The 12819-nt window shown below is 33.2% G+C and carries 8 protein-coding genes; 3 read left to right on the top strand and 5 right to left on the bottom strand.

Annotated features, from left to right (window positions below):
• Window positions 1-3 precede the first annotated feature (3 nt).
• The 5 genes from arcC to BHAMNSH16_RS01340 all read right to left on the bottom strand — a co-directional run bounded on the left by arcC (window position 4) and on the right by BHAMNSH16_RS01340 (window position 5552).
• Complete coding sequence (arcC, locus tag BHAMNSH16_RS01360; protein WP_008727854.1) at window positions 4-945, bottom strand: carbamate kinase; 942 nt, start codon at window positions 943-945, stop codon at window positions 4-6.
• Between the two features lie 127 nt (window positions 946-1072).
• Window positions 1073-2263, bottom strand: coding sequence for a knotted carbamoyltransferase YgeW (gene ygeW / locus BHAMNSH16_RS01355; protein WP_008727855.1), 1191 nt, complete (start codon window positions 2261-2263; stop codon window positions 1073-1075).
• Between the two features lie 52 nt (window positions 2264-2315).
• Complete coding sequence (locus BHAMNSH16_RS01350) at window positions 2316-3650, bottom strand: YgeY family selenium metabolism-linked hydrolase (RefSeq protein ID WP_008727856.1); 1335 nt, start codon at window positions 3648-3650, stop codon at window positions 2316-2318.
• Between the two features lie 62 nt (window positions 3651-3712).
• Window positions 3713-4906: a diaminopropionate ammonia-lyase gene (gene dpaL / locus BHAMNSH16_RS01345; RefSeq protein WP_008727858.1), complete on the bottom strand. Its 1194-nt coding sequence runs from the start codon at window positions 4904-4906 to the stop codon at window positions 3713-3715.
• Window positions 4899-5552 carry a helix-turn-helix transcriptional regulator gene (locus BHAMNSH16_RS01340; protein WP_069732150.1) on the bottom strand — a complete coding sequence of 218 codons (654 nt, stop codon included), beginning with the start codon at window positions 5550-5552 and terminating at the stop codon, window positions 4899-4901. The genes dpaL and BHAMNSH16_RS01340 overlap by 8 nt, the downstream gene beginning before the upstream one ends.
• Before the next feature lie 188 nt (window positions 5553-5740).
• Between BHAMNSH16_RS01340 and ssnA the strand changes: the two genes are divergently transcribed.
• The 3 genes from ssnA to xdh all read left to right on the top strand — a co-directional run bounded on the left by ssnA (window position 5741) and on the right by xdh (window position 12814).
• Window positions 5741-7072 (top strand): putative aminohydrolase SsnA, encoded by a 1332-nt coding sequence (ssnA, locus tag BHAMNSH16_RS01335; RefSeq protein WP_008727860.1) that lies wholly within the window; start codon window positions 5741-5743, stop codon window positions 7070-7072.
• Window positions 7073-7169: 97 nt separating this feature from the next.
• On the top strand, window positions 7170-10139 hold the full coding sequence (ygfK, locus tag BHAMNSH16_RS01330; RefSeq protein WP_008727861.1) for a putative selenate reductase subunit YgfK: 2970 nt from the start codon (window positions 7170-7172) through the stop codon (window positions 10137-10139).
• 101 nt (window positions 10140-10240) lie between these two features.
• Complete coding sequence (gene xdh / locus BHAMNSH16_RS01325) at window positions 10241-12814, top strand: selenium-dependent xanthine dehydrogenase (protein ID WP_008727862.1); 2574 nt, start codon at window positions 10241-10243, stop codon at window positions 12812-12814.
• Window positions 12815-12819 lie beyond the last annotated feature (5 nt).

The raw sequence follows: 12819 nt of genomic DNA, 5'->3' as shown, positions 1-12819 counted from the left end.
ATATTATTTTATTATTCTAGTACCTGTTTTTCCATTGATAGCATCTTTAGCTTTTTCAAGTAATGTTATCATGGCTTCTTTTCCAGTGGCTTCTACAAACTGCATACAAGCCTGAACTTTAGGAAGCATAGATCCCGGAGCAAACTGACCATCATCGCAATATTTTTTAGCCTCTTCTAAAGTCATAGAATCAAGCCATTTAACATCCGGCTTACCAAAATTAACAGCAACTTTTTCTACAGCAGTTAATATTATAAGCATATCAGCATGAAGTTCTTTAGCAAGTACAGACGCAGCAAAGTCTTTATCTATAACAGCAGCCATACCTTTTAAGTGATTTCCTATTCTTATTACAGGTATACCGCCTCCGCCGCAGCATATAACTAATGCTTTTTCATTAAGCATAGCTTTTATAGCAGTACTCTCTGCAATTGCAACAGGTTTTGGAGAAGCAACCACTCTTCTGTATCCTCTTCCTGCATCTTCTTTAACTATCCAGCCTAATTCTTTAGATTTGGCTTCTCCTTCTTCTTTAGTCATAAATTGACCTATAGGTTTAGTAGGATTTTTAAAAGCAGGATCATTTTCATCAACTACTACTTGTGTAATTAATGTAGCTATAGGCGGAACTGTTATTTTTCTGTTAGAGAACTCTTCCATAATAGCATTTTGTAAATCATATCCAATATAAGCCTGACTCATAGCAACACAAACAGAAAGAGGTATATCATTTCCTGTTTTATGATGTGCAGTATATTCATTCATAGCATTATTTATAAAACCAACTTGAGGACCATTACCATGAGCGACAATTACTTCACAGCCGTTTTCTACCAAATCTACTATATTTTTAGCAGTTATTTTTACAGCTTCCATCTGTTCAGCAAGTGTATCTCCTAAAGCATTACCTCCTAATGCAATAACTATTCTTTTTTTATTTTCCATTTTTATATCCTAAATCAAAAATTAAATTCTTTTTATATTGTAAAAAGTGCTTTTTTTCACAATATAATAGATATAAAATGGTAAGCACTATATATCTTATAGATGCTTACCATCTTTATTACTTATATTATCCAAATATTCTTGGTTTTTTATCAGAAGCTAATTTGCTTAATATAGCTTGAGGGTCTTTAAATTTAGATAAGAAGATCATAGCAGCTATAACATAAGGTTTGTAGCTAGCTTGTTTGTAAAGAGGAACTCTATATCTGTCAAATACAGAAGCAGCAACTTCTCCGTCTTTACAGCTAACATCATTAATATCAGCAGGCAAGCAGTGTAAGTATAATGCTTTTCCGTCTTTAGTTTTTTTCATTTTTTCTTCAGTACAGCACCAATCTTTATAATTAGCATTTTGTTCTAATAATCTTTTTTCAAGAGCTTTAATACCGTCAGTGTCTCCTTTACCATAAAGCTCAGTTCTTTCCTGCATAGCAGCAAAAGGAGCCCAAGATTTAGGATAAACAACATCAGCATCTTCAAATGCTTCGTCCATATTGTTAGTGATAGTCAATTTAACACCGGCAGCTTCAGCATTTTTCTTAGCAATAGCTTCAACTTCAGGCATAAGTTCATAACCTTTTGGATAAGCTAAAGCAACATCCATTCCTAATCTAGTGAATAAACCAGCAGCACCTTGAGGTACAGAAAGAGGTTTACCGTAAGAAGGAGAATAAGCCCAAGTCATAGCAACTTTTTTACCTTTAAGGTTTTCTAATCCACCTAATTCATGGATAAAGTGTAGTGAGTCAGCCATCATTTGTGTTGGATGGTCTCTATCGCATTGTAAGTTTACCAAAGTAGGAATTTGTTCTAATATTCCGTCATTGTATCCTTGTCTTACAGAAGCAGAAACTTCTTTCATGTATTCATGACCTTTACCAATGTACATATCGTCTCTGATACCTATAACATCAGCCATGAATGATACCATATTTGCAGTTTCTCTAACTGTTTCACCATGAGCTATTTGGCTTTTACCTTCATCTAAGTCCTGAACTTCTAAACCTAAAAGGTTACAAGCAGAAGCAAAAGAGAAGCGAGTTCTAGTAGAATTATCTCTGAATAAAGAAATACCTAAACCAGAATCAAATACTTTAGTAGAAGTGTTAGTTTCTCTTAAGAATCTTAAAGCATCAGCAACAGTCCAAACTGCTTGTAATTCATCAAAAGTTTTGTCCCAAGTTAAGAAGAAATCATTTTGATACATTTTGCCAAATTCAAGGCTGTCTAATTTTGAAATGTATTTTTGTATACCCATATTTTTCATCCTTTTTTATTTATTTAAATTTATTTTTTTATAATGTAATAAATTACTTATTTGCACAATAGATAGTAGGTACAGCAGCATATAAAGCAGCACAGTTTACTAAATCTTGTTTCCAAGTTTTTTCATTAGGAGCATGAGCCTGAGCTTCAGCACCAGGTCCGAAACCTATACAAGGTATTCCGTTTCTTCCCATAATAGATACGCCGTTAGTAGAGAAAGTCCATTTATCAGTAAGAGGACGAGCTTTTCTTTCTTTTTCTATTTCAGGAGTAGGTCCTAATCTTTCTTCTGTACCATATAAGCCTTTGTATGCTTCTTCTAAAGCTTTAGTTACAGCATGATCTTCTGGAATTACCCAAGTAGGGAAGTAGCATTCTATTGGATAAACTAAACCTGTCCAAGATGGTCTGTCATAATTGTACATAGATACTTCAGCACCATATTTTTTTACATTAGGAAGATTTCTAATTTCTTCTAAGCAGCTTTCCCAAGTTTCGCCTGCTGTCATTCTTCTGTCTAAAGAAATAGAACAAGAGTCAGCAACAGCACATCTGCTTGGAGAAGTATAGAATATTTGAGAAACTGTTACAGTACCTCTTCCTAAGAAATTAGCTTCTTTATATTGAGGATTATATTTTTCCTCTAACATTTTTACTAAGCCTTTGATCTCTGTAGAATCTTTAGCATCATTTTCGTTAAGGCTTCTGATGTCTTGAAGTATATCAGCCATTTTATAAATAGCATTATCTCCTCTTTCCGGAGCAGAACCATGGCATGAAATACCTTTAACATCAACTCTTATTTCCATTCTTCCTCTTTGACCTCTATAAATACCGCCGTCAGTAGGTTCAGTAGAAATTACGAATTCAGGTTTGATATTACTTTTTTTGCAAATGTATTCCCAGCATAATCCGTCGCAGTCTTCTTCCTGTACAGTACCAACAACAACAACTTGATATTTGTCATTTAAAAGACCTAAATCTTTCATTATTTTAGCACCGTAAACACCAGAAACTATACCGCCTTCTTGGTCAGAAGTTCCTCTTCCTCCAATTTCTACATCATTTTCATAACCTTCATAAGGATCGAAATTCCAGTTATCTTTATTTCCTACACCAACTGTATCTATATGAGCATCAATACCTATTAAAGTTTTGCCAGTACCCATATAACCTAAAACATTACCCATAGGATCTATATCTACTTTGTCGAATCCTACTTTTTTCATCTCTTCAGCTATTCTTTCTATTACGCCTTTTTCTTCGCAAGATTCACTAGGAATTCTAATTAAATCTCTTAAGAATTTAGTCATATCAGCTTTATAGCCTTCTGCTTTTGCTTTTATTTGTTCGAATTGTTCTTTTGAAATAGCACTCATTGTTTTTATTCTCCTAAAAAATTTATAATTTTAAATTTCTTTATTATTCTAATTAAACTTTATTATCTTTCTTTAGCTTCCCAAACTATATTTTTCCATCTTATAGGATCAGTATCGCCTTCTGTGCTGAATAATAATACTTTAGAATTGGAATCAAGTTTTAATTTTTTTCTCAATTCAGCATATTCATCTTTAAGCATAATAGTAGCCAAAGCACCGAAAGGAGCAGCACCAGATTCACCTGATACAACCTGAGGGTCTCCTTTTAATGGAGCAGCAAGCATTCTCATTCCTCTTGCAGCAACTATATCTTCAGCAGCTATAAAGCAGTTAGCATGATTTTTAAGTATATCCCAAGAAGTGATATTAGGCTCACCGCATGCAAGTCCAGCCATAATAGTATTTAAATCACCTTCTACTATTCTTATTTTACCGTCTCCAGCTTCAGCACCTTTATATAAACAAGCAGCAGCTTCAGCTTCTACTATAACCATTACAGGAGGATTATCTTTGTATTTGTTAGAGAAATATCCAACCATAGCACCAGCTAAAGATCCTACTCCAGCCTGTACGAATACATGTGTAGGTCTTTCTCCGAATTGCTCATCAGCTTCTAATGCCATAGTTCCGTAACCTTGCATAATCCAAGCAGGTATTTCTTCATAGCCTTCCCAAGCAGTATCCTGTACAACTACGCCGTTAGGCACTTTAGCAGCTTCTGCAGCAGCTTTTCTAACACATTCATCATAGTTGTATTCTTCTATTGTAGCAGTGGCACCTTCTGCCTGAATGTTTTTTAATCTAGTTTCAGTTGAGCCTTTAGGCATAAATATAACAGATTTTTGTCCTAATTTATTTGCAGCCCAGGCAACACCTCTTCCATGGTTACCGTCTGTAGCTGAGAAGAATGTAGCCTGACCGAATTCATCTTTTAATTTTTTTGAAGTTAATACATCATAAGGAAATTCGCTTACATCTTTTCCCATTTTCTGAGCTATATATCTAGCCATAGAATAAGAACCGCCTAATACTTTAAAAGCATTAAGACCGAATCTGTATGATTCATCTTTTACTTTTACTGTTTTTAATCCTAAATATTGAGCCATTTCTTTTAAATCAGCCAATGGTGTTTGTGTGTATTGAGGGAAACTTTGATGAAATGCTTTTGCTTTTTTTACTTCCTCAATAGACATTATTGGTAAATTTTTATCATCTGTTTTAGGCATCTTATTTTCAGCCCATTTGAGTTCACTCATTTATATCCTCCTTTTTTGAATCTATATAATTATATAGAGTGAATTTACTTATTCCAAAATGATTTGATACTTTATCTCCAGATTTTGTTATTAAAAATACTCCGGAATCATTTAAAAATTTTATAGCCTTTATTTTTTCATTTTTATTCATTATAGAAGCAGGTTTTCCTACCAATTCTTCGCTTTTGATTATTAATTTCTCCATAAGTTCCTGAGCACTGTTTGGTATTTCTTCCAATTTTGATTTATCTTCTGTGTTCAAGAAATTCTCTAAATCGCTTTTAAATGGCATAAAATTAGTTATATCAAAGTTTATAGATAGTATATATCTGTATTTGCCATTCATATCCTTTATAAAAACTGTTGAAGATTTCAATATTTTTCCATTTGATGATTTTGTAAGATAAGATAAATGATCTACTATAGGTTCTCCTTTTTTAAGTTTTTCTATAGTATTTATTACAACATTTGAGGCTCCTTCTCCTACTTGTCTTCCTGTAATGCCTCCATTAATGATAAAAATAATTGTATGATCTAAATCATCTTCTTTTAATTCATGTATACACACTTCGCAGTTATTTCCGAATTGTCTTGCTATACCATGTGCTACATTTATTAAAGTTTCAAGTATTATATTAGATTCCATAAAATACAAAAACATTCCTTAATGGCTAATTATCTAACCATTTAATATGCCTATAGTATACTAATTTTTTTTTAGATTTTCAAGAAAAAATCTAAATTTTTTTTGAAAATTCGTTGACAAATACACTTTTTTTAATATCCTATTAAAATGTATATAAAATTACTAGAATATAATTTTAGGAGGCATTTATGCTATTAATAGGCGGAGGAAAATTAATTACAAGAGATTCTAATAAACCATTTATAGAGGATGGAGCTGTTCTTTGCGATGGAAGATTAATAAAAGAAGTGGGAAAAACTTCGGATTTGAAGGTTAAATATAAAGATGCTGAATATATAGATGCTAAAGGCGGAATAATCATGCCTGCATTTATAAATGTACATGAACATATTTACTCTGCTATGGCTAGAGGTTTTAGTATAAATGGCTATAATCCTAAAGGCTTTTTAGAAATATTAGACGGAATGTGGTGGACTATAGATAGAAATCTTACTTTAGAGCAAACAAAACAAAGTGCTATGGCAACATATATAGAATCTATTAAAAATGGAGTTACTACTGTATTTGACCATCATGCTAGTTTCGGGCATATTGAAGGTTCTTTATTTGCTATAGAAGAGGCATCTAAAATTATGGGTGTTCGTTCTTGTCTTTGCTATGAGGTTTCTGATAGGGATGGAGAGGCAAAATCTAAGGCTTCTGTTAAAGAAAATCTTGACTTTATTAAGCATGCTATGGCTGATAAAAGCGATATGATTAAAGGTATGATGGGTATGCATGCTTCTTTTACTATTTCTGATAAAACTATGGAAGCATGTATGAAAGATTTACCTGAAGGCATAGGCTGTCATATACATGTTGCAGAAGGTATAGAAGATTTACATGCTTGTCTTAAAGATCATGGAAAAAGAATAGTTGACAGGCTTCATGATTTCAAGGTTTTAGGTCCAAAAACTATACTTGTTCACTGTATATATATTAATCCTCATGAAATGGATTTAATAAAAGATACTGATACTATGACTTCTCATAATCCGGAATCCAATATGGGTAATGCCTGCGGTTGTCCTCCTACTATGGAGTTAATGAAAAAGGGTATATTAACAGGTTTAGGTACTGACGGATATACTCATGATATGACAGAATCATACAAAGTAGCTAATGTACTTCATAAACATAGTCTTTGCAATCCTAATGCTGCTTGGGGTGAAATACCTCAAATGCTTTTTGAAAATAATGCTAAAATAGCTAACCGTTCTTTTGAAACTCCTCTAGGCGTATTAAAAGAAGGAGCTGCTGCTGATGTTATTATAATGGACTATAAAAACTATACAGAATTAAGCGATAAAAATATTAACGGACATATATTATTCGGTATGAACGGCGGACATGTTAATACTACTGTTTGTAACGGAGAAGTATTAATGAGAGACAGAAAACTTACAAAAATAGATGAAGAAGCTGCTTATGCTAAAATAAGAGAAGAATCTGATAAACTTTGGAAACAGATTAATAAATAAAATAATAAATTAACATTTGTGAGTTCTATATAATTAATTTTATATAGAATTCTTTAATGTTTTGATAAACAGTAATAATTAATTGGAGGAATAATATATGAGCGATGTAATGACACCCATTCCTTTTGGAAATCTTATGAATTGGGTTTTGGAAGAGAAAAAGACAGGTAAAGTATTTGGTATTTCAAGAGCTTTTAAAGCTGATAAATCTAAATATTATGAAATTTTTGGAAGAAAATTAGAAACACCGATAGGACCTGCAGCAGGACCTCATACTCAGTTAGCACAGAACATAATAGCTGCATACTATACCGGAAGCAGATTTTTTGAGCTTAAAACAGTGCAGAAAATGGACGGTGAAGAATTAAGCAAATGTGTTGCTAAGCCTTGTATAGCTGCTAATGATGAATGTTATAACTGCGAATGGTCAACAGAGCTTTATGTACCTCAGGCTTTTGATGAGTATGTTAAGGCTTGGGTGGCTTTAAAAGTTATATCTAAAGAATGGGATTTAGGAGATATGGATGGTTTTCAGTTTAATATGTCTGTTGGTTATGATTATGAAGGTATTAAACTAGAAAAGATTGATAAGTTTATTGAAGGATTAAAAGATGCTTCTAATACTCCTATATTCAAAGAATGTATAAAGTGGCTTAATGATAATATTGACAGATTCAAAAATTTCAAAAAAGAAGATATTGATAAAATTAATACTGATGTATGTAATTCCGTTACTTTGTCTACTCTTCATGGATGTCCTCCTACTGAAATAGAAAAAATCGCTTCTTATTTAATCACAGAAAAAAAATTGAATACCTTTGTTAAATGTAATCCTACACTTTTAGGCTATGATTATGCAAGAAAAACATTAGATGATATGGGTTATGACTATATATCATTTACCGATTTTCACTTTAAAGATGATTTACAGTACAGCGATGCAGTTCCAATGCTTCAAAGACTTCAGAAATTAGCTTCTGATAACTCTCTTTTATTCGGAGTAAAAATCACTAATACATTCCCTGTAGATGTTAAGCAGAAAGAGCTTCCTTCTGAAGAGATGTATATGTCTGGTAAATCATTATTCCCTCTTTCTATGACAGTAGCTTCAAGATTGAGTAAAGATTTTGACGGAAATTTAAGAATATCATATTCTGGCGGATGCGATTATTTCAATATTAATGATGTTATAGATGCAGGAATTTGGCCTGTAACTATTGCTACTACTTTATTAAAAACAGGCGGTTATCAAAGAACAGAACAAATAGCTAAAAATCTTAAAGAATATAAACCATTTACAAAAGTGGATGTTGCTAAAGCTGAAAAAATAGTTGAGGCAAGCAAAAAAGATAAACATCATACAAAACCGATTAAACCTCTTGCAAGCAGAAAAATTAAGAAAAAAGTACCTTTGGTAGACTGTTATACTGCACCTTGTATGGAAACTTGCCCTATACATCAAGACCTTACAACATATATAAGACTTAATGCTGAAGGTAAATATGATGAATCTTTCAAAGTTATTATAGAAAAAAATGCTATGCCTTTTGCTACAGGTATATTATGTCCTCATACTTGTATGGATACTTGTACTAGACAATTCTATGAAGAGCCTGTAAGTATAAGAGCATGCAAATTAGAGGCTGCCAGAGCTGGTTATAAAAATGTTATATCTACTTTAAAACCTGCTGCTCCTATAGGAAAAAAAGCTGGTATTATAGGTGCAGGACCTGCAGGACTTTCTGCTGCATTCTTCTTAGCTCGTGCTGGAGTAGAAGTTACAGTATTTGATAAGAGAGAAAAAGCTGGCGGAGTTGTTGCTAATATTATACCAAATTTCAGAATATCAGCTGAAGAGATTGGAAATGATGTGAGTTTATGCAAGCAAATGGGCGTAAAATTTGAACTTGGAAAAGAGATAAAAGATATAAAAGAGTTTGCTAAAAATTATGATTATACTGTTGTTTGTATAGGTGCTCATAAAAACATGCCTTTGAAACTTGAGGCTGGAGAATCTATAAATACACTTAAATTCTTAGAAGAGTTCAATAAAACTAACGGAAATGTTAATTTAGGAGAAGATGTAGTAGTTATAGGAGGCGGTAATACTGCTATGGATGCTGCCCGTGCTGCTAAGAAAAATAAAGGTGTAAAAAATGTAAGACTAGTTTATAGAAGAACTAAAAGATATATGCCTGCTTTAGAAGAAGAGCTTAAAGAGGCTTTGGAAGACGGCGTTGAGTTTATGGAATTACTTGCACCTGTAAAAATAGAAAACGGAAAACTTTTATGTAAGAAAATGGAATTATCAGATTACGATGAAAAAGGAAGAAGAAATGTTGTTGAAACTAATGAAACAGTAGAAGTTCCTGCAAGTACAGTTATAGCTTCTATAGGCGAGCAGATTGAATCAGAGTTCTATAAATCTAACGGTATAGAAGTTGATGACAGAGGAAGACCAAAATGCAATGCTAATAATGAATCATCTCTCAAAAATGTTTATATAGCTGGAGACGGACTTTACGGAGCTGCTACTATAGTTGAGGCTATAAGAGATGCCAAAGTTCTTTCTGAAGCTATATTAGGAAAAGCAGTTGCTCCTGATTTGCCTTCTGTTTCTACTGAAGAGATTTCTTACAGCAAAAAAGGTAATTTGAAAGAAGTATCAAAAGAACCTGAAGCTAATAGATGTTTAACTTGCGACTATATATGTGAAAGCTGTGCTGAAGTTTGTCCTAACAGAGCGAATATATCAGTTAAAGTTGACGGACATGCTAAGATATCTCAAATTATACATGTTGATTATATGTGTAATGAATGCGGAAACTGCGAAACATTCTGTCCTTATAGTTCTGCTCCTTATAAAGATAAGTTTACATTATTTGCTACTGCAGATGATATGACAAACTCTAAGAATGACGGTTTCTTATTCTTAGATAAAGAAGGCAATGCTAAACTTAGAATAGATGGAAAAGAAGAATCTTATAAAGTTGGCGGAAATAAAAATGGTGTTTACACTATAGTAGACAGTGTATTTAATAATTATAAATATTTAATATTAAAATAATTGACTTTATATTAATTATTATATAGCATAGCAAGTGGGAGATATATATTATTCCCCTTGTTATGTTTGTTTTTATTAAAAATTAATAGGAGGTATCTAATATGGGAGAGAATGTCAAGATTATTATTAACGGCAAAGAAATGAGTTTTGACTCAGATAGAAAATTAATGGATGTTCTTAGAAATGACTGCAAGTGCAAGTCTGTGAAAGACGGCTGTTCTGAAGGAGCTTGCGGAACTTGTACTGTTTTGATAGATGGAAAACCAACTAAAGCATGTATACAAACTATAGGAAGACTTCAGGGTAAAAGTGTTCAGACTATAGAGGGATTTACTCAAAGAGAAAAAGATGTATATTCTTATGCTTTTGCAGTTGCTGGTGCTGTTCAATGCGGATTCTGTATACCGGGTATGGTTATATCTGCTAAAGGCTTGATAGATAAAAATAATAATCCTACTAGGCTTGAAATAGTTGCTGCTATAAAAAATAATATTTGCAGATGTACAGGATACAAAAAAATCATTGATGCTATAGAATTAGCAGCTAAGATGATAAGAGAAAATATTGATGTTAAAGAGTATAAAGGAAAGGTAAAATTAGGCGATAGAAATATTGCCAGAGTAGATGCTAAAGAAAAAGCTTTAGGTACAGGTGAATACTGCGACGATGTTGAAATAGATGGAATGCTTTATGGTGTTGCAGTTAGAACTAAATATCCTAGAGCCAAAATATTAAAAATAGATATAAGTGAAGCAAAAGCTTTAAAAGGTGTAGTTGATGTTATTACTGCTAAAGATTTACCGGGAGCTAAAAAAATAGGACATATTTTCCATGATTGGGATGTACTTATAGGTGAGGGTGAGATTACAAGATTTATTGCTGACGGCTTAGCTTTAATAGTTGCAGAAGATGAAGCTACTGCCAAAAAAGCAAGAGATTTAGTAAAAGTAGAATATGAAGAACTTCCTTTGGTTAGAAATCCAGAAGAGGCTATGAAAGCAGATGCTCCTTTAGTTCATGAAGATAGAGAAAGCAATTTACTTACTCATGAAAGATTAGTTAAAGGAAATGCTGATGAGGTAATAGCAAAATCAAAATATAAAGTTACAAGGCATTATGAACTTCCTTGGACAGAGCATGCCTTTATGGAAGCTGAAGTTGCTATTGCTATGCCTTTCAATGAAGATGGAATTTTTATATATTCAAGTGATCAAAGTGTATATGATACAAAAAGAGAAGTTTCTATGGCTTTGGGTATAGAGCCTGACAAGGTTGTAGTAGAAAATAAATATGTAGGCGGAGGTTTCGGCGGTAAAGAGGATATGAGTGTTCAGCATTATGCGGCAATAATGGCATATAGAACAAAAAGACCTGTTAAGTTCAAACTTACAAGACAGGAAAGTATTAATTGGCACCCAAAACGCCACCCTATGAGTATAGACATGACTACCGCCTGCGATGAAAATGGTATACTTACTGCTATGAAAGCTACTTTAATTACTGATGCTGGTGCTTATGCTTCCTTATCTGGTCCAGTACTTCAAAGAGCTTGTACTCATGCTGCTGGTCCTTATAATTATCAGGTTATAGATATAGACGGTAAATCTTTCTATACTAATAATCCTCCTACTGGACCTTTCAGAGGATTTGGAGTGCCACAGTCTTGTTTTGCTACTGAAATGAATATAAACCTGCTTGCTGAAATGTGCGGATTAGATCCTTGGGAGATAAGATATAGAAATGCTATACGCCCTGGTCAGGTTCTTCCTAACTATCAAATAGCCGATGAAGCTACAGGTCTTGTGGAAACATTAGAGGCTGTTAAAGATATATATTATAATAATAAAAATGTGGGGATAGCCTGTGCTTTGAAAAACTCTGGTGTAGGTGTTGGTCTTCCAGATACAGGAAGAGTTCGTTTGGTTGTAGAAGATGAAAAAGTGCATGTATATTCTGCAGCTTCTTGTATAGGGCAGGGGATTGCTACTGTACTTTATCAAATAGCAGGAGAGACTCTTGATTTGAATGATGATGAGATAATAGTTCATCAGCCTAATACAGCAACTTCTCCGGATTCTGGTACTACTTCAGGCTCAAGACAAACTCTTATAACAGGTGAGGCTTGTAAAAGGGCTTGTGAGGATCTTAAAAAAGAGCTTGATAAAGGAAAAACTTTAAAAGATTTAGAAGGAAAAGAATATTACGGCGAATGGCTTACTATAACTGATAAAATGGGTGTTGATAAACCTCATCCTATTTCGCATGTTGCTTATAGTTATGCTACTCAAGTTTGCCTGCTTAATGATGATGGTACCATACAAAAGATTGTTGCAGCTCATGATATAGGAAAGGCTATTAACCCTATAGCTTTGGAAGGTCAGATTGAAGGCGGTGTTGTAATGTCTTTGGGATATGCACTTACAGAAAAATTCCCGCTTGAAAATTGTGTACCTAAAGTAAAATTTGGTACTTTAGGATTATTCAGAGCTGATAAAACACCGGATGTTGAATCTATTATTATAGAAAAACCCGGTGTGCCTTATGGTTATGGTGCTACAGGTATAGGTGAGATTTCTAGTATACCTACTGCTCCTGCTGTTGCTTTAGCATATTACAAATTTAACGGTGAGTTCCAGACAGAACTTCCGCTTAAAAATACTCCTTATTCAAAATAATTTAT

This window comes from Brachyspira hampsonii (assembly GCF_002214805.1).
Taxonomy (GTDB): domain Bacteria; phylum Spirochaetota; class Brachyspiria; order Brachyspirales; family Brachyspiraceae; genus Brachyspira; species Brachyspira hampsonii.
Note: the sequence above shows the minus strand (reverse complement) of the source record. Positions and strands in the feature narration are given on the sequence as shown.

Excerpts from the sequence above, each read along its gene's own strand:
- arcC (WP_008727854.1), bottom strand. The coding sequence starts at position 945 with ATGGAAAATAAAAAAAGAATAGTTATTGCATTAGGAGGTAATGCTTTA.
- ygeW (WP_008727855.1), bottom strand. The coding sequence starts at position 2,263 with ATGGGTATACAAAAATACATTTCAAAATTAGACAGCCTTGAATTTGGC.
- BHAMNSH16_RS01350 (WP_008727856.1), bottom strand. The coding sequence starts at position 3,650 with ATGAGTGCTATTTCAAAAGAACAATTCGAACAAATAAAAGCAAAAGCA.
- dpaL (WP_008727858.1), bottom strand. The coding sequence starts at position 4,906 with ATGAGTGAACTCAAATGGGCTGAAAATAAGATGCCTAAAACAGATGAT.
- BHAMNSH16_RS01340 (WP_069732150.1), bottom strand. The coding sequence starts at position 5,552 with ATGGAATCTAATATAATACTTGAAACTTTAATAAATGTAGCACATGGT.
- ssnA (WP_008727860.1), top strand. The coding sequence starts at position 5,741 with ATGCTATTAATAGGCGGAGGAAAATTAATTACAAGAGATTCTAATAAA.
- ygfK (WP_008727861.1), top strand. The coding sequence starts at position 7,170 with ATGAGCGATGTAATGACACCCATTCCTTTTGGAAATCTTATGAATTGG.
- xdh (WP_008727862.1), top strand. The coding sequence starts at position 10,241 with ATGGGAGAGAATGTCAAGATTATTATTAACGGCAAAGAAATGAGTTTT.